Raw genomic sequence first — 16,743 nt, forward strand, 5'->3', positions numbered from 1 at the left:
CCCTCTTGCGCGTCCTTCGGCCTCAGGCCGCTTCGGTCGGCGTGGGGTTGCGCAGGCGGATGTGCAGCTCGCGCAGCTGCTTCTCGTCGACCGGGCTCGGGGCCTGGGTCAGCAGGTCCTGGGCGCGCTGGGTCTTGGGGAAGGCGATCACGTCGCGGATCGATTCGGCGCCGGTCATCATGGTGATGATGCGGTCCAGGCCGAAGGCCAGGCCGCCGTGGGGCGGCGCGCCGTACTGCAGCGCATCGAGCAGGAAGCCGAACTTCTGCTGCGCTTCCTCGGGCGAGATCTTCAGCGCGTCGAACACCTTCTGCTGCACGTCGGCACGGTGGATACGGACCGAGCCGCCACCCATTTCCCAGCCGTTGAGCACCATGTCGTAGCCCTTGGAGATGCAGCGGCCCGGGTCGGTGACCATCCAGTCCTCGTGCCCGTCCTTGGGCGCGGTGAAGGGATGGTGCACGGCGTTCCAGCGGTCGGCCGCGTCGTCGTATTCGAACATCGGGAAGTCGACCACCCACAGCGGCGCCCAGCGGTCCTCGAACAGGCCGTTGGCCTTGCCGAAGGCGCTGTGGCCGATCTTGATGCGCAGCGCGCCGATGGCGTCGTTGACGATCTTTTCCTTGTCGGCGCCGAAGAACAGCAGGTCGCCGTCCTGCGCGCCGGTGCGGGCCAGGATCTCGGTGAGCGTGGCGTCGTCGAGGTTCTTCACGATGGGCGACTGCAGGCCCTCGCGGCCCTTGCCGGCCTCGTTGACCTTGATGTAGGCCAGGCCCTTGGCGCCGTAGATCTTGACGAACTCGGTATAGGAGTCGATCTCGCTGCGCGACATGCCGCCGCTCTCGCGCGCGCCGCCCGGCACCCGCAGGGCCACCACACGGCCGCCCTTCATGTTGGCGGCGCCGGCGAAGACCTTGAACTCCACCGACTTCATCAGCTCGGTCAGCTCGGTGAATTCGAGCTTCACCCGCAGGTCGGGCTTGTCGGAGCCGAAGCGGTGCGCGGCTTCCTGGTAGGTCATGACCGGGAACTCGCCGAGGTCGATACCCAGGGTGTTCTGGAACACGGTCTCGATCATGCGCTGGAACAGCGCGCGGATATCTTCCTCACCCAGGAAGGAGGTCTCGATGTCGATCTGGGTGAATTCGGGCTGGCGGTCGGCGCGCAGGTCCTCGTCGCGGAAGCACTTGGTGATCTGGTAGTAGCGGTCGAAGCCCGAGACCATCAGCAGCTGCTTGAACAGCTGGGGCGACTGCGGCAGCGCGAAGAAGTGGCCGTCGTGCACGCGGCTGGGCACCAGGTAGTCGCGCGCGCCTTCGGGCGTGCTCTTGGTGAGCATGGGGGTCTCGATGTCCACGAAGCCGTGGCCGTCGAGGAACTTGCGCACCTCCATCGACACCTTGTAGCGCAGCATCAGGTTGCGCTGCATGTAGGGGCGGCGCAGGTCCAGCACGCGGTGCGTGAGACGGGTGGTTTCCGAGAGGTTCTCGTCGTCGATCTGGAAGGGCGGCGTCACCGAGGGGTTGAGCACCTCGAACTCGTGGGCCAGCACTTCGATCTTGCCGCTCTTCAGGCTGTCGTTGGCCGTGCCTTCGGGGCGGGCGCGCACCAGGCCGGTGATGCGCACGCAGAACTCGTTGCGCACCTCTTCGGCGACGGCGAAGGTCTCGGCGCGGTCGGGGTCGCAGACCACCTGGACCGAACCCTCGCGGTCGCGCAGGTCGATGAAGATGACGCCGCCGTGGTCGCGCCGGCGGTTGACCCAGCCGCACAGGGAAACGGTTTGGCCCATCAGGGCTTCGGTCACGAGACCGCAGTAGTGGGAGCGCATGGCCATGGCAGGAATTCCGTCGCCGAACAAGGGCGAATCAGGCAGTCAGGGAAGAGGGAGCGGGACGGGTCGGGCCGACGGGCACGACCACGCCCATGGAGACGATGTACTTCAGGGCTTCATCGACACTCATGTCGAGTTCGATGCAGTCGCTGCGCCGCAGCATGACGAAGTAGCCGCCGGTGGGGTTGGGCGTGGTGGGCACGTAGACGCTGAGGAAATCCTCGCGCAGATAGGTCGCCACGTCGCCGCCGGGCGAGCCGGTGACGAAGCCGATCGACCAGACGCCTTCGCGCGGCCACTGGATCAGCACCGCCGTGCGGAAGGCGTTGCCGCTTTCCGAGAACAGCGTGTCCGAGACCTGCTTGACGCTCGAATAGATGGAGCGCACCACCGGGATGCGGCCCAGCACCGCGTCGCCCCACTTCACCAGCTTCTTGCCGACGAAGTTGCTGGTGATGGCGCCCACCACCAGCAGGATCAGCAGCGCCAGCAGCACGCCGAAGCCGGGCAGGTGAAAGCCCAGCAGGCGGTCGGGCTGCCAGGCGGCGGGCAGGATCAGCAGGGTCTGGTCGAGGATGCCGATGATCCAGTCCAGCACCCAGACGGTGATGGCCAGCGGGACGATCGTCAGCAAGCCGGCGAACAGCCATTTGCGCAGGGCGTTCATGCGGGGCTCAGTCCTTCTTGGCCGGGGCCGGCGCGGGTGCGGGGGCCGCGGGGGCCGGCGATGCGGCCGGCGCGGGCGCCGCTGCGGCGGGCGCTGGCGCGGCACCGGCGCTGTCGCCGCCGTCGGTCTTGGCCGCCGGCGCGGCGGGCGGCGCACCGCTGTTGCCGCCGCGGAAGTCGGTCACGTACCAGCCAGAGCCCTTCAGCTGGAAGCCCGCGGCCGTCACCTGCTTGCGGAAGGTCTCGGCGCCGCACTGGGGGCAGACGGTCAGCTGCGGGTCCGACATCTTCTGCAGCACGTCCTTGGCAAAGCCGCAGGATTCGCATTTGTAGGCGTAAAAGGGCATGGAGTCAGGGCTGGGAGTGTTCGAGAAATGCGGCGCGCAGGCCCAAAGGGGCTGGCGGGACGAAAACCCGCAATTATAAGCCGCGGCCTGCGCCGCTCCCCGCTCAGGAGAGGCCTTCGACCGGCCGGTGCGGCGTGTGCCGGTTGGCCACGCCCTGCGGCAGCAGCGAACCCGCCAGCATGCCGACGACCGCACCCAGCAGTCCGGCGAACTGCGCCGGCACCACCTCGCCAAGGCTGGACGCCAGGCAGGCGCCCCAGGCCAGCAGGCCCAGCACGATGGAGGCCAGCGCGCCCTGCGTGCTGGCGCGTTTCCAGTAGAGCCCGGCCACCAGCGGCACGAAGGCGCCCACCAGCGTCACCTGATAGGCGCCGGAGACCATCTCGTAGATCGAGGTGCCGCGGCTGGCCACCGCATAGGCCAGCACGCAGAGGCTGAACACCAGCACGGTGATGCGCATGGTGCGCAGGTTCTGGGCGTCGGTGCCGCCGGGGCGGAACTGGCGCCAGATGTTCTCGGTGAAGGTGACGCTGGGCGCCAGCAGCGTGGCCGAGGCGGTCGACTTGATGGCCGACAGCAGCGCGCCGAAGAACAGCACCTGCATGACGAAGGGCATGCGCTCCATCACCAGCGTGGGCAGGATCTTCTGCGGATCTTCCTTGAGCAGGGCCTGCGCCTGCTCCGGCATGATGATCAGCGCGCTGGCCACCAGGAACATCGGCACGAAGGCAAACAGGATGTAGCAGACGCCGCCGATCACCGGGCCGCGCGTCGCCGCCTTCAGGCCGTTGGCCGACATCACCCGCTGGAACACGTCCTGCTGCGGTATCGAGCCCAGCATCATGGTGATGGCCGCGGCGAAGAAAAACAGCATGTCGTGCAGCTTGGGCTCGGGCCAGAACTTGAACAGCTCGCGGCTGGTGGCGAAGTCGATCACCTTGCCCGCGCCGCCGGCCATGTCGCCGGCGAAGAAGGCCAGGACGGCCAGGCCGCCTACCAGGATGATCATCTGCATGAAGTCGGTCACCGCCACCGACCACATGCCGCCGAAAAGCGTATAGGCCAGGATGGACACCACGCCGATCGCCATGCCGGCCGGCACCGCGATCGCCCCGCCCGACAGCAGGTTGAAGACCAGCCCCAGCGCGGTGACCTGCGCCGACACCCAGCCCAGGTAGCTCAGCATGATGATGAGCGAGCACAGCACCTCCACCTGGCGGCCGTAGCGTTCGCGGTAGTAGTCGCTGATGGTCAGCAGCGACATGCGGTAGAGCTTGCCGGCGAAGAACACGCCCACCAGGATCAGGCAGGTGCCGGCGCCGAAGGGGTCTTCCACCACGCCGTTGAGCCCGCCCTCGATGAAACGCGCCGGGATGCCCAGCACCGTCTCCGAGCCGAACCAGGTGGCGAAGGTGGTGGTGACGATCATGGCCAGCGGCAGGTGGCGGCCGGCGATGGCGAAGTCGGCGGTGTTCTTCACCCGCCGGGCGGCGATCAGGCCGATGGCGACGGTGACCAGCAGATAGGCGAAAACAAGGGTCAGCAGCACGGAGTGCTCCCAGGAGAAAAGGCTTCTAGAAGATGCGCACGCGGATCACGAGCTGCATCACCAGCAGTCCCAATACAAAACCCATGCCACCGTATAGCAGGCGCTGCAGCAGCTTGTTGGTGCGCTGCTGGGCGCGCAGCAGTTCCTCGGCCAGCGCCTGCTGGCGCGGGTCGCCGCCCTTGGTGCGGTGCTGCAGGAAGTCGTGCAGCAGGCGCGGCAGCTCGGGCAACAGCTTGGCGTAGTGCGGCGCCTGCTCGCGCAGCGCGGTGAACAGCTTCTTCGGGCCGATCTGGTCGACCATCCATTTTTCGAGGAAGGGCTTGGCGGTGCTCCACAGGTCCAGGTCGGGATCGAGCTGGCGGCCCAGGCCTTCGATGTTGAGCAGGGTCTTCTGCAGCAGCACCAGCTGCGGCTGGATCTCGACGTGGAAGCGGCGCGAGGTCTGGAACAGGCGCATCAGCACCATGCCCAGCGACAGGTCCTTGAGCGGCCGGTCGAAATACGGTTCGCAGACCGCGCGGATCGCCGACTCCAGCTCGTCCACCCGGGTATTGGGCGGCACCCAGCCGGATTCCACATGCAGCTCGGCCACCCGCTTGTAGTCGCGCCGGAAGAAGGCGGTGAAGTTCTGCGCCAGGTAGTCCTTGTCGAACTCGGTCAGCGTGCCGACGATGCCGAAGTCCAGCAGCACGTAGCTGCCCAGGTTGTGCGGTTCGATGCTCACCTGGATGTTGCCCGGGTGCATGTCGGCATGGAAGAAGCCGTCGCGGAACACCTGGGTGAAGAACAGGGTGACGCCGTCGCGCGCCAGGCGCTTCATGTCGACGCCGGCGGCGCGCAGGCGCTCGGTCTGGTTGACCGGCACGGCCGTCATGCGCTCCATCACGATCACGTCGGGATGGCAGAAGTCCCAGAACATCTCGGGGATCTGCACGATGTCCAGGCCCGCCATGTTGCGGCGCAGCTGGGCGGCGTTGGCGGCCTCGCGCACGAAGTCCAGCTCGTCGTGCAGGTACTTGTTGAATTCGCCGACCACCTCGCGCGGCTTCAGGCGCTTGCCGTCGGCCGAAAGGTTCTCCACCCAGCCGGCGGTCATGGCCATCAGGGCCAGATCTTTCTCGATGGCGGCCAGCATGCCGGGACGGCGCACCTTCACCGCCACCTCGCGCTCGCGGCCCTGGCGGTCGCGCAGCACGGCGAAGTGGACCTGGGCGATGGAGGCGCTGGCCACCGGCACCCGGTCGAAGGAGACGAAGACACTCTCGATCGGCCGGCGGAAGGCGCGTTCGATGGTGGCCACCGCCACTTCCACCGGGAAGGGCGGCACGCGGTCCTGCAGCTTGGCGAGTTCCTCGGCCACGTCCGGCGGCAGCAGGTCGCGCCGGGTGGAGAGCACCTGGCCCAGCTTCACGTAGATCGGGCCCAGGGTCTCCAGCGCCTCGCGCAGGCGCTGGCCGCGCGGCGCATCGAGCTTGCGGCCGATGGTGACGATGCGGGTGAGCGTGCGCAGCCAGGGCTGGCGGAAGTTCGACAGCACCAGCTCGTCCAGCCCGTAGCGCAGGGCGATCCACAGAATGGCCAGGCCCCGGAGAAAACGCGTCATGAAAACCTGAAGACTAGGGAAGCGGAAGGGCTCGTGGGACGAGGAGGAGGATCAGGCCTGCGGGCCGTCGGCCGGCGCCGTGGTGCCGGCCGCACCCGCGGGTGCGGCGCCCTTGCGCGAGACGAAGCCGCGCAGCGCCTCGGCCATGCGCCGGGCGGCCGAGCCGATGAAGTGCGCGGGCGTGTCGCCGACGATGCGGGCGAGGTCTTCCTCGAGGTCCCAGCGCACATGGTCGACCAGCCAGTTGATCTCGGCGGCGAACTGCACATCGCCTTCGATGCGCACCGCCGGCTTGTCGCCGCGCACCGCCGCCTGCATCAGCGCGAAGGGGGATTCCTCGGTGATGGTCAGCGTCAGGTCGGGCACCTGGCCATCGGGCGCCAGGTCGAGCAGGCCGGCGGGCGTGGCCTGCAGGCGCAGCGTGAACTGGCGCCACTGCAGCAGCGCGATGCGGTTCTTCTGGCGGGCCAGGCGGGCGGTGGCCTCGGGCTCCTGCTGCAGCACATGGTTGAGCAGCAGCACGAGGCGGTGCTGCGCCTCCTCCTGGAACCAGCGCGGCGGCTGCACGCTGCCGAGTTTGTCGAAGAGGCCGTCGAGCAGCGAGAAGGGAGACTTGGGTGCGTCCATCCGCGGATTATGGCTTGCCGATACCGGGCTCTCGTCAGCAGACGCTGCAGATCGGCCATGAAAAAAGCCGCCGGCCTTGCGGTCAGCGGCTCTTGCCGGTCGGCGGGTGCCGGGCTTACTGGAGGGCCTGCACGCCCGCCACCAGCCAGCCGGACTTGCCGTCCTTGGGCTTGGCCATGTTCCACACCTCGCGGAAGGGGCTCGGGCCGGCGGAGGGATCCTCGCGGATCACGCCGGAGAACTCCACGCTCGCCAGGTAGTCGGCGCCCGCATCCTCGATGCCCAGCAGGGTGGATTCCAGCATCACCACCTCGGTCTTGTTGGGCTTGCCGCCGGACTGCGCCTCGCGCTCGTTCAACTGCACGCGGATCTCTTCGACCATGCTGTCGGTCATCATGGTGCGCAGGGTGGGGATGTCGGCACGGTCCCAGGCGTCCTGCAGCAGCACGAAGTTGCGCTTGGCGGCGGTCAGGAAGCCTTCGGTGTCGAAGCCCTCGGGAACGCCCCAGCTCTGCGAGCCGGACAGCGCCGACTGCGACGAAGCCGCCGACTGGCCGAGGCCCGAGCCGATCACCACGCCACCCGCTGCCGGGCGGCTGTCGAAGGCCGCCGGTGCGGCTTCCCAGGGACGGGCCGAGGCATCGTTGCCGACCTTGGCCGGGTTGTAGGCCGACGGCGCCTCGGCCGAAGCCGGCGACGCACCCGCGCCCTGGAAGGCGTAGCCGTTGCCGTTGTTGCCCGGGTTGCGGCGGCGCATGAACATGCTGATCGCGAAGACCACCACGCCGGCCAGCAGCAGGAACATCAGCATCTGGCCGAAGGCGCCGCCCATGCCCAGCGAATGCGCCAGCCATGCCAGGCCCAGGCCCGCGGCCAGGCCGCCCAGCATGCCGGCCCAGGGGCGGCGCGGTGCTGCGGCCGGCGGCGTGGCGGCGGGCGTGCCGGGGCGCGCGGCGGCGTTGTTCTGGCCAGCGTTCTGCGGCGCGGAGGCCGGCGCCTGGGGCGCGGCCTGGCGCTGCGTCACGTTGGACGACTGGCGGCCGAAGGAGCCGCCGCCGCCCATGCGCTTGGCGGCTTCGGCGTCGAGGCTGCCGAACAGCAGCACGCCTACGAGCAGCGCGGACAGGATCTTCATCATCTCGGGTCTTCCTTTTTATGCAGTGCGTGCGCTCGGGCCTGGCGGCCCGTCAGCACTTGATTCCAACATGGAGGGCGGCGATGCCACCGGTCATGTTGTGATAGTCCACATGGCCAAAGCCGCTATTGCGCATGAGCGCCTTGAGTTCTTTTTGCGGCGGATGCATGCGGATGGATTCGGCCAGGTAGCGGTAGCTGGCATCGTCGCCGGCCACCAGCTTGCCCAGCTTGGGGAGGATGTTGAAGGAGTACCAGTCGTAGGCCTTGCGCAGCGGCTGTGCGACCTGCGAGAACTCCAGCACCAGCAGCTTGCCGCCGGGCTTGAGCACGCGGCACATCTCGGCCAGGGCCTTGTCCTTGTGGGTCATGTTGCGCAGGCCGAAGGCCACGCAGACGCGGTCGAAATGGTTGTCGCCGAAGGGCAGTTGTTCCGCATCGCAGACCGCCGTGGGCAGGTTGATGCCGGCATCGATCAACCGGTCGCGGCCGGTGGAGAGCATGGCGGCGTTGATGTCGGTATGCACCACCTCGCCGGTGCTGCCGACCTTCTTCGAGAAGGCCATGGCCATGTCGCCGGTGCCGCCCGCGATGTCGAGCACCTTGTGGCCTTCGCGCACGTCGGCCACCAGCACGGTGTAGGCCTTCCAGGCCCGGTGCAGGCCTGCCGACATCAGGTCGTTCATGACGTCGTATTTGGGGGCGACCTTGTCGAACACGCCGCGCACATGGCGGGCTTTTTCCTGCTCGTCGACTGTCTGGAATCCAAAGTGGGTACTGCTCATGGGCGACATGCTAGGTCACGCCGTGCCATTCGCGGCGCATACCCTGCGAAGGGTCACGGGAATCCCGGACCCATGCCCATTGGCAGCGGCTTCAGACCCCGCAGGAACCACCGCCGGATGAACGCGCGACCATGAGTGCATCGCGGTCCGCGCCCGCCTCGGCCAGGCGTTGCTCGTAGCGTTTCCAGTACGCGTCCTGCTGGCTGCCGAGCTCGTAGAGATAGTCCCAGGTATAGAGGCCCGAGGCATGCCCGTCGGAGAAGCTGGGCTTGATGGCGTAGTGGCCGACCGGCTCCAGATCGACGATGGTCACCTCGCGTTTGCCGGTCTGCAGCACCTCCTGGCCGGGGCCATGGCCCTGCACTTCGGCCGAGGGCGAATACACGCGCAGCAGCTCGAAGGGCAGGCGGAACACCTCCCCTTCGCCGAAGGCCAGTTCCAGCACACGCGACTTGGCGTGCAGGGTGATCGCGGTAGGTGTTTTCATCAGAAGGGCAAGGCGGCCTGAGCGAAGCTGGCGGCGAAGCGCGCGGCCAGCGCGGCATCGACGGCGGGCAGCCGGCGTGCCAGCGCGGACTCGTGCGCGGTATCGCGTTCGCGCTGGGGCTGGGCCCAGAGCGGCGCGGGGAAATGGCTGTCGTCCTCGAAACGCGCCACCACATGCCAGTGCAGATGCGGCGTCATGTTGCCGAGCGCGGCCAGGTTGATCTTGTCGGGCCGCAGCTCGCTGCGCAGCACCTTCTCGCACAGCGCAACGGCCTCCATGCACAGCGCCCGGTCGGCCACCGACAGGTCGGAGAACTCGGCCACATGGTCCAGCCAGACCACGCGGTAGAAGGCCGGGAAGCCCGGCGCCTCCTCGGTGCGGATCAGCCGGAAACGCGGGCCGCTCCACACCGGCACGCCGCCCTCGCCTTCGCACAGCACGCAGCCGGGCACTTTCTTCGCTTCGCTCACAGGGTCTCCCGTCACACCAGCACGCGTTCGATGCCGCCGCGGTTCGCGTTGGTCACATAGGTCTGCATCCAGTCCTCGCCCAGGATCTTGCGCGCCATCTCGACCACGATGTAGTCGGCTTCGAGCAGGCCGCTGCTCAGGTCGGCGCGGTAGCGCGACAGGCCCTGCAGGCAGCTGGGGCAGCTGGTGAGGATCTTCAGGTCCGCATTGGCCGGCAGCCCCGCCTGGGCCTTGAGCGCGGCCTCGCCCTTCTGCAGCTCTTCCTGCTTGCGGAAACGCACCTGGGTGGAGATGTCCGGCCGGGTCACGCCGAAGGTGCCGGACTCGCCGCAGCAGCGCTCGTTCTTGAGCACGTTGTCGCCCACCAGGGCCTTGACCGTCTTCATCGGGTCCTGCAGCTTCATCGGCGTGTGGCAGGGGTCGTGGTAGAGATAGGCGCCGCCGGCTTCGAGGGTGATGCCCTTCTCCAGCAGGTACTCGTGGATGTCGATGATGCGGCAGCCGGGGAAGATCTTTTCGAACTCGTAGCCCTGCAGCTGGTCGTAGCAGGTGCCGCAGCTGACCACCACCGTCTTGATGTCGAGGTAGTTCAGCGTGTTGGCCACGCGGTGGAACAACACCCGGTTGTCGGTGATGATCTTGTCGGCCGCGTCGAACTGGCCGCTGCCCTTCTGCGGATAGCCGCAGCACAGGTAGCCCGGCGGCAGCACCGTCTGCACGCCGGCATGCCAGAGCATGGCCTGGGTGGCCAGCCCGACCTGGCTGAACAGGCGCTCGGAGCCGCAGCCGGGGAAGTAGAAGACGGCCTCGGTCTCCGCGCTCGTCGCCCGCGGGTCGCGGATGATGGGCACGTAGTTGCGGTCCTCGATGTCGAGCAGCGCGCGCGCCGTCTTCTTGGGCAGGTTGCCCGGCATCTTCTTGTTGATGAAGTGCACGATCTGCTCGCGGATCGGCGCGGTGCCCACCGTCGCCGGCGGCGCCTTCACCTGCGCGCTGGCAAAGCCGCGCAGCACGTTGTTGGCCAGGCGCTGGGCCTTGAAGCCCACGCCCACCATGGCGCCGCGCACCAGCTTGATGGTCTCGGGATTGGTGGCGTTGAGGAACATCATGGCCGCCGCGTTGCCGGGCCGGAAGCTCTTCTGCCCCATCTTGCGCAGCAGGTTGCGCATGTTCATCGAGACGTCGCCGAAGTCGATGTTCACCGGGCAGGGCGTGACGCACTTGTGGCAGACGGTGCAGTGGTCGGCCACGTCCTCGAACTCCTCCCAGTGCTTGATGCTGACGCCGCGCCGCGTCTGCTCCTCGTAGAGGAAGGCCTCGACCAGCAGCGAGGTCGCCAGGATCTTGTTGCGCGGCGAATAGAGCAGGTTGGCGCGCGGCACATGGGTGGCGCAGACCGGCTTGCACTTGCCGCAGCGCAGGCAGTCCTTCACGCTCGAGGCGATGGCGCCGATGTCGCTCTGCTGCAGGATCAGCGACTCGTGGCCCATCAGGCCGAAGCTCGGCGTGTAGGCATTGCTCAGGTCGGCCGACAGGCTGAAGTTGCCGGTCAGGTCGGCATGGGCCATGCCCTCGGCCTGCTGCGCTTCGCCCAGCGAGGAGCGCAGCAGCTTGCCCTTGTTGAAGCGGCCTTCCGGATCGACCCGGCGCTTGTAATCGGCGAAGGGCCGCAGCTCGGCATCGCTCAGGTACTGCAGCTTGGTGATGCCGATGCCATGCTCGCCGGAGATCACGCCGTCGAGGCTGCGCGCCAGCACCATGATGCGGTCGACGGCCTCGTGCGCCGTCTGCAGCATGTCGTAGTTGTCGCTGTTGACGGGGATGTTGGTGTGCACGTTGCCGTCGCCGGCATGCATGTGCAGGGCCACCCAGACCCGGCCCTTCAACACCTTCTGGTGCACCGCGTTGACCTCGTCGAGCAGCGGCACGAAGGCCGCGCCCTTGAAGATCTGCTGCAGCGGAGCGCGGATCTGCGTGCGCCAGCTGGCGCGCAGGGAATGGTCCTGCAGCTGCGGGAACAGGGTCTCGACCTCGTCATGCCAGCCCTGCCACTGGGTCCTCACCTCGCGCACCAGCGCCAGCGCTTGCGCCACCCGGTCTTCCAGCAGCTCGGCGGACGGGATGTCGTTGGCATCGTCGCTCTTGCCCAGCGGCAGATTGCCCTTCTCGAAGAAGGCTTCCAGGGCATCGGCCAGCGCCAGCTTGTTGCGCAGCGACAGCTCGATGTTGATGCGCTCGATGCCGTCGGTGTATTCGGCCATGCGCGGCAGCGGGATCACCACGTCTTCGTTGATCTTGAAGGCGTTGGTGTGGCGGCTGATGGCCGCCGTGCGCTTCCTGTCCAGCCAGAACTTCTTGCGTGCCTCGGCGCTGATGGCGATGAAGCCCTCGCCGCTGCGCGAGTTGGCGATGCGCACCACTTCCGAGGTGACACGCGCCACGTCGTCGGGCTTGTCGCCCACGATGTCGCCGAACAGCACCATCTTCGGCAGGCCGCCGTGGTGCTTGCTCTTGGTGGCGTAGCCCACCGCCTTCAGGTAGCGGTCGTCCAGGTGTTCCAGGCCCGCCAGCAGCACGCCGGAGCGCTTCTGCTCGGCGAACATGTAGTCCTTGATCTCGACGATGCTGGGCACCGCGTCCTTGGCGTTGCCGAAGAACTCCAGGCAGACGGTGCGCACGTGTTCGGGCATGCGGTGCACCACCCAGCGCGCGCTGGTGATCAGGCCGTCGCAGCCCTCCTTCTGGATGCCCGGCAGGCCGGAGAGGAACTTGTCGGTCACGTCCTTGCCCAGGCCTTCCTTGCGGAAGGTCTTGCCGGGGATCGTCAGCCGCTCGCTGCGGATCGGCGTGCGGCCGTCGGCCTCGAAGTACTGCAGCTCGAAGACCGCCTCTTCGGCGTCGTGGATCTTGCCCAGGTTGTGGCCGATGCGGGTCACTTCCAGCCACTGCGATTCGGGCGTGACCATGCGCCAGGAAGCCAGGTTGTCCAGCGCCGTGCCCCACAGCACCGCTTTCTTGCCGCCCGCGTTCATGGCCACGTTGCCGCCCACGCAGGAGGCCTCGGCCGAGGTCGGGTCCACCGCGAAGACGAAGCCGCCGCGCTCGGCCGCGTCCGACACCCGCTGGGTGACCACACCCGCGCCGGTCCAGATGGTGGGCACGGGATGGTCCACGCCCGGCAGCGCGCGCATCTCGACCTCGGTCATCTGGTCGAGCTTCTCGGTGTTGATCACCGCGCTCTTCCAGGTCAGCGGGATGGCGCCGCCGGTGTAGCCGGTGCCGCCGCCGCGCGGGATGATGGTCAGGCCCAGTTCGATGCAGCCCTTGACCAGCATGGCCATCTCGGCCTCGGTGTCGGGGGTGAGCACCACGAAGGGATATTCCACGCGCCAGTCGGTGGCGTCGGTCACGTGCGAGACACGCGACAGGCCGTCGAACTTGATGTTGTCCTTGGCGGTCAGGCGGCCCAGGCTGCGCTGCGCCTGCTTGCGCAGGGCGGCGACGGCGTCGAAGTCCTTGGCGAAGGAGGCGATGGCGTATTCGATGCCCTGCAGCAGTTCGCCCACCAGGGTGTCGCGGCCCGCGTCGGTGATGGGGGTGCGGCGCTTGCCGACCTCGGCCAGGCGGTGGCGCAGGGCCTCGACCAGCTGTCCGCGGCGCTTGGGGTTGTCCAGCAGGTCGTCCTGCAGGTAGGGGTTGCGCTGCACCACCCAGATGTCGCCCAGGATCTCGTAGAGCATGCGGGCGGAGCGGCCGGTCTGGCGTTCGGCGCGCAGCTGCTGCAGCACGTCCCAGGCGGGGGCGCCGAGCAGGCGGATCACGATCTCGCGGTCGGAGAACGAGGTGTAGTTGTACGGAATCTCGCGCAGGCGGGCGGGCGTGTCCGCATTTGCCAGCAGCGTGGCTGCCGCAATGGGGGCGTTCATGTTTTGGGGGTCTTTTTTGGGCTTCGTGGGGGTGGGTATTCTAGGAAACGCTTTGGGGCGGGCTGTTTTGGGGGGTTTTGTTTGGGTTTTCGCCTAGTCCGAATGTACGTACAAAGTGCTAGCATGGCCTCCATCACAAGGAGACAAAGCGCCATGATTCGAGCCCTCAGCCTGGGCCTGGCCCTCGCCGCCTGCGCCTTGCCAGGCGTTGCCGTGGCGGCCCAGCCCTTTCCCCAGCAGCAGATCCGCCTGATCGTCACCACCGCACCCGGCACCGGCAGCGACACCATCGCCCGCATGCTGGAGCCCGGCATGAGCGAGGCACTGGGCCAGTCGGTCTATGTGGACAACCGGCCCGGCGCCGGCGGCGTGCTGGGCATGGACCTGGCCGCGCATGCCCCGCCCGACGGCTACACCCTGGTGCTGGGCGCCAACGGCACCATGATCGCCAGCCCGGCCATGAACCCGCAGGTGGTGAAGTACCGCATGAAGGACTTCGTGCCGGTGGCCGGCCTGCTGCGCTCGCCCTTCGTGATGGTGGTGGCCAACACGCCGCAGGCGCCGAAGACGGCGGCCGAACTGATCGCGCGCAGCAAGGAGAAGTCGCTGAGCTACGGCTCCTCCGGCATCGGCACCATCACTCACCTGGCCTCGGAGATGTTCCTCTACCGCACCGGCGCCAAGGCGGTGCACGTGCCCTACCGCGGCAGCAACCAGAGCCTGACCGACCTGATGGCCGGCCAGGTCGATTTCGTCAGCGACACCCTGCCCGCCGTGCTGCCGCTGATCCGCTCGGGCAAGCTGCGGCCGATCGCAGTGACCTCGGCCAGCCGCGTCGATGTGCTGCCCGAGGTGCCCACCCTGGTCGAGAGCGGCTTTCCCGGCCTGGTCGCCACCGGCTGGTGGGGCCTGCTGGCGCCGGCCGGCACGCCGCCCGAGGCGGTCAAGGCGCTGAGCGCCGCCGCGCTCAAGGCCCTGCAGACGGCCGATGCCCAGACCCGCATCAAGGGCCTGGAGATGGAGACCATGGCCATGCCGCCCGAGGCCTTCGCCCAGTTCATCCGGACGGAAGAGCCCGCCTGGACCGAATTCATCCGCAAAGCCAACATCCGGGCCGAATGAGCATGCAGAACACCGACACCTCCAACGCTTCCGCCGGCCTGCATGCCGGCGCCCTCGCCGGCCTCAAGGTGCTGGACATCTCCAACTTCCTGGCGGCGCCGCTGTCGACCATGTTCCTGGCCGACTTCGGCGCCGAGGTGATCAAGGTCGAACGCCCCGGCCGCGGCGACGAGCTGCGCATGTGGGGCGACAACAAGGACGGCGTGGGCCTGTACTTCAAGGTCGTCAACCGCAACAAACAATCGGTGGAGCTGGACCTGCACACGCCCCTGGGCGTGGAGGCGGTCAAGAAGCTGGTCGCGGAGATGGACGTGGTGGTGGAGAACTACCGCCCCGGCACCCTGGAGAAATGGGGCCTGGGCTACGACGTGCTGAGCGCCATCAACCCCCGGCTGATCCTGGTGCGGGTGACCGGCTTCGGCCAGACCGGCCCCTACAGCCCGCGCCCGGGCTTCGGCACCCTGGCCGAGGCCATGGCCGGCTACGTCAACATCAGCGGCACGCCCGACCAGCCGCCCCTGCTGCCCGGCTTCGGCCTGGCGGACGCCAGCACCGGCCTGATGGCGGCCTTCCTCACGCTGGCGGCGGTGCACGAGCAGCGCCGGACCGGCCGCGGCCAGGTGGTGGACCTGGCGATCTACGAAACCCTGCTCACGCTGATCGGCCCGCATGTCGTCAACTACGACCAGCTCGGCAAGGTGCAGCAGCGCGCCGGCAGCCGCCTGCCCTTCGTGGCGCCGCGCAACATCTATCCGACGCGCGACGGGCATTACGTGTCCATCGCCGGCAGCTCGCAGGGGGTGTTCGAACGCATCTGCGCCGCCCTGGAAGCGCCGCAGATCGCCCGCGATCCGCGCTATCTCGACAACCGCCTGCGCTTGCAGAACGCCGAGGCGCTGGACGAAGACCTGATGGCCGCCATGGCCCATTTCGACCGCGACGACCTGCTGGCCCGCTTCGAGCGCGCCGAGGCCGCCATCTTCCCGGTCTACGACGTGGCCGAGATCTTCGAGGACCCGCAGGTGCGGGCGCGCGAGAACATCGTGGGTGTGCCCGACGAGCAGCTGGGCGACATCCGCATGCAGAACGTGGTGGGCAAGCTCTCGCGCACGCCGGGCGCCATCCGCCATGCGGGGCCGCCCACCGGCCAGAGCAACCGCGAGATCCTGATCGAGCGGCTGGGCTTCACCGAGGCGCAGCTGGCCGCCGAAGGCATCCGCATCGACCTGCCGGCGGAGGCCTGAGACCGTGCTGAACCTGCCCTCCTCCGTGGCCGTCAACGAGGTCTGTCCGCGCGACGGCCTGCAGAGCTTTCCCCGCGCGGTCGATACCGACACCAAGGTGCGCCTGGTCGACCGCCTGAGCGATGCCGGCCTGCCGCTGATCGAGGTGAGCGGCTTCGCCCATCCGCGCGCCATTCCCAACCTGGCCGATGCCGAGGAGGTGTTCGCCCGCATCCGGCGGCGGCCGGGCACGGTGTACCGCGGCCTGGTGCCCAACGCACGCGGCGCGCAGCGCGCGGCCGCCGCCAGGGTCGACGAGATGCTGGGCCTGATCATCTGCAGCCAGGCCTATCTGACCAGGAACCAGAACATGACGATCGACAAGGCCGTCGATGAAGCCGTCGAGGCCTTCCGCATCGCCGACGGCTGCGGCAGCGGCTTCGTGATGGCGCTGGGCATGAGTTTCTGGTGCCCCTACGAAGGCCGCATCCCCGAGGAAACGGTGCTGGGCCTGCTGCAGCGCTTCCGCAATGCGGGCATGCGCCGCTTCTACCTCGCCGGCTCGGTGGGCATGGAAGACCCGCGCCATGTCCACGAGCTGTTCAGCCGGGCGGGCGATCTGCTGCCCGACATCGAGCTGGGCTTTCACGTGCACAACCTGGCCGGCATGGCCACCGGCAACATCCTGGCGGCGCTGCAGGGCGGCGCGCGTTTCATCGAGGGTGCGATCTGCGGCATCGGCGGCGGCATCGCCATGCCGCAGGCCATGGGCGCGGTGGGCAATTTCCCGACCGAGGACCTGGTGAGCTACCTGGAGCTGATGGGCGTGGACACCGGCATCGATCCGCAGGCCGTGATCGCCGCCGCCGCCGACGTGGCCGAGTTGCTGCAGGTCACCCCGCGCAGCCACACCGCCAACGGCATCACCCGCGAGAAGGTGCGACGCATGCCCGAGGCCATGGCATGAGGC

The 16,743-nt window shown here is 68.1% G+C and carries 14 protein-coding genes; 3 read left to right on the forward strand and 11 right to left on the reverse strand.

Annotation, left to right across the window (positions count from 1 at the left end; translation table 11 throughout):
- Positions 1–22 precede the first annotated feature (22 nt).
- The 11 genes from aspS to GT347_RS07465 all read right to left on the reverse strand — a co-directional run bounded on the left by aspS (position 23) and on the right by GT347_RS07465 (position 13,428).
- Entirely contained in the window at positions 23–1,837 is a 1,815-nt protein-coding gene (gene aspS / locus GT347_RS07415) for an aspartate--tRNA ligase (RefSeq protein ID WP_160551352.1), read from the reverse strand.
- Between the two features lie 31 nt (positions 1,838–1,868).
- Positions 1,869–2,501 (reverse strand): DUF502 domain-containing protein, encoded by a 633-nt coding sequence (locus tag GT347_RS07420; RefSeq protein WP_160551353.1) that lies wholly within the window; start codon positions 2,499–2,501, stop codon positions 1,869–1,871.
- A 7-nt stretch (positions 2,502–2,508) separates the two neighbouring features.
- Positions 2,509–2,847 carry an FmdB family zinc ribbon protein gene (locus tag GT347_RS07425; protein WP_160551354.1) on the reverse strand — a complete coding sequence of 113 codons (339 nt, stop codon included), beginning with the start codon at positions 2,845–2,847 and terminating at the stop codon, positions 2,509–2,511.
- 103 nt (positions 2,848–2,950) lie between these two features.
- Positions 2,951–4,396 carry a sodium:solute symporter family protein gene (locus GT347_RS07430; RefSeq protein WP_160551355.1) on the reverse strand — a complete coding sequence of 482 codons (1,446 nt, stop codon included), beginning with the start codon at positions 4,394–4,396 and terminating at the stop codon, positions 2,951–2,953.
- A gap of 25 nt (positions 4,397–4,421) precedes the next feature.
- A complete protein-coding gene (ubiB, locus tag GT347_RS07435) occupies positions 4,422–5,999 on the reverse strand; it encodes a ubiquinone biosynthesis regulatory protein kinase UbiB (RefSeq protein ID WP_160551356.1) in 1,578 nt (525 codons plus the stop codon).
- A gap of 51 nt (positions 6,000–6,050) precedes the next feature.
- Positions 6,051–6,626, reverse strand: coding sequence for a ubiquinone biosynthesis accessory factor UbiJ (locus tag GT347_RS07440; protein WP_160551357.1), 576 nt, complete (start codon positions 6,624–6,626; stop codon positions 6,051–6,053).
- Positions 6,627–6,741: 115 nt separating this feature from the next.
- Positions 6,742–7,764, reverse strand: coding sequence for a Tim44 domain-containing protein (locus GT347_RS07445; RefSeq protein WP_160551358.1), 1,023 nt, complete (start codon positions 7,762–7,764; stop codon positions 6,742–6,744).
- A gap of 49 nt (positions 7,765–7,813) precedes the next feature.
- The gene (gene ubiE / locus GT347_RS07450) at positions 7,814–8,545 is read right to left on the reverse strand and encodes a bifunctional demethylmenaquinone methyltransferase/2-methoxy-6-polyprenyl-1,4-benzoquinol methylase UbiE (protein WP_160551359.1); all 732 of its coding nucleotides are present in this window, start codon (positions 8,543–8,545) and stop codon (positions 7,814–7,816) included.
- Between the two features lie 91 nt (positions 8,546–8,636).
- Complete coding sequence (locus GT347_RS07455) at positions 8,637–9,032, reverse strand: gamma-butyrobetaine hydroxylase-like domain-containing protein (RefSeq protein WP_160551360.1); 396 nt, start codon at positions 9,030–9,032, stop codon at positions 8,637–8,639.
- Positions 9,032–9,502 (reverse strand): HIT family protein, encoded by a 471-nt coding sequence (locus tag GT347_RS07460; RefSeq protein WP_229722781.1) that lies wholly within the window; start codon positions 9,500–9,502, stop codon positions 9,032–9,034. Before GT347_RS07460 ends, GT347_RS07455 begins: the two co-directional genes overlap by 1 nt.
- 11 nt (positions 9,503–9,513) lie before the next feature.
- A complete protein-coding gene (locus GT347_RS07465) occupies positions 9,514–13,428 on the reverse strand; it encodes a DUF3683 domain-containing protein (protein ID WP_160551361.1) in 3,915 nt (1,304 codons plus the stop codon).
- Positions 13,429–13,581: 153 nt separating this feature from the next.
- On the opposite strand from GT347_RS07465, the gene GT347_RS07470 reads away from it, so the two are divergent.
- The 3 genes from GT347_RS07470 to GT347_RS07480 are packed head-to-tail and all read left to right on the forward strand — an operon-like array spanning position 13,582 to position 16,740.
- Complete coding sequence (locus GT347_RS07470) at positions 13,582–14,550, forward strand: Bug family tripartite tricarboxylate transporter substrate binding protein (RefSeq protein WP_160551362.1); 969 nt, start codon at positions 13,582–13,584, stop codon at positions 14,548–14,550.
- Positions 14,547–15,794, forward strand: coding sequence for a CaiB/BaiF CoA transferase family protein (locus GT347_RS07475; RefSeq protein WP_229722782.1), 1,248 nt, complete (start codon positions 14,547–14,549; stop codon positions 15,792–15,794). Before GT347_RS07470 ends, GT347_RS07475 begins: the two co-directional genes overlap by 4 nt.
- A 4-nt stretch (positions 15,795–15,798) precedes the next feature.
- Positions 15,799–16,740: a beta/alpha barrel domain-containing protein gene (locus GT347_RS07480; protein ID WP_160551364.1), complete on the forward strand. Its 942-nt coding sequence runs from the start codon at positions 15,799–15,801 to the stop codon at positions 16,738–16,740.
- The last annotated feature ends 3 nt before the right edge of the window (positions 16,741–16,743 follow it).

Origin of the sequence: Xylophilus rhododendri, from assembly GCF_009906855.1 — a bacterium.
GTDB classification, from domain to species: domain Bacteria; phylum Pseudomonadota; class Gammaproteobacteria; order Burkholderiales; family Burkholderiaceae_C; genus Xylophilus; species Xylophilus rhododendri.

What these genes read in the sequence shown, in the direction of transcription:
- ubiB (WP_160551356.1), bottom strand. Translation starts at nt 5,999, where the DNA reads ATGACGCGTTTTCTCCGGGGCCTGGCCATTCTGTGGATCGCCCTGCGC.
- GT347_RS07470 (WP_160551362.1), top strand. Translation starts at nt 13,582, where the DNA reads ATGATTCGAGCCCTCAGCCTGGGCCTGGCCCTCGCCGCCTGCGCCTTG.
- GT347_RS07445 (WP_160551358.1), bottom strand. Translation starts at nt 7,764, where the DNA reads ATGATGAAGATCCTGTCCGCGCTGCTCGTAGGCGTGCTGCTGTTCGGC.
- GT347_RS07455 (WP_160551360.1), bottom strand. Translation starts at nt 9,032, where the DNA reads ATGAAAACACCTACCGCGATCACCCTGCACGCCAAGTCGCGTGTGCTG.
- aspS (WP_160551352.1), bottom strand. Translation starts at nt 1,837, where the DNA reads ATGGCCATGCGCTCCCACTACTGCGGTCTCGTGACCGAAGCCCTGATG.
- GT347_RS07440 (WP_160551357.1), bottom strand. Translation starts at nt 6,626, where the DNA reads ATGGACGCACCCAAGTCTCCCTTCTCGCTGCTCGACGGCCTCTTCGAC.
- ubiE (WP_160551359.1), bottom strand. Translation starts at nt 8,545, where the DNA reads ATGAGCAGTACCCACTTTGGATTCCAGACAGTCGACGAGCAGGAAAAA.
- GT347_RS07465 (WP_160551361.1), bottom strand. Translation starts at nt 13,428, where the DNA reads ATGAACGCCCCCATTGCGGCAGCCACGCTGCTGGCAAATGCGGACACG.
- GT347_RS07475 (WP_229722782.1), top strand. Translation starts at nt 14,547, where the DNA reads ATGAGCATGCAGAACACCGACACCTCCAACGCTTCCGCCGGCCTGCAT.
- GT347_RS07425 (WP_160551354.1), bottom strand. Translation starts at nt 2,847, where the DNA reads ATGCCCTTTTACGCCTACAAATGCGAATCCTGCGGCTTTGCCAAGGAC.
- GT347_RS07420 (WP_160551353.1), bottom strand. Translation starts at nt 2,501, where the DNA reads ATGAACGCCCTGCGCAAATGGCTGTTCGCCGGCTTGCTGACGATCGTC.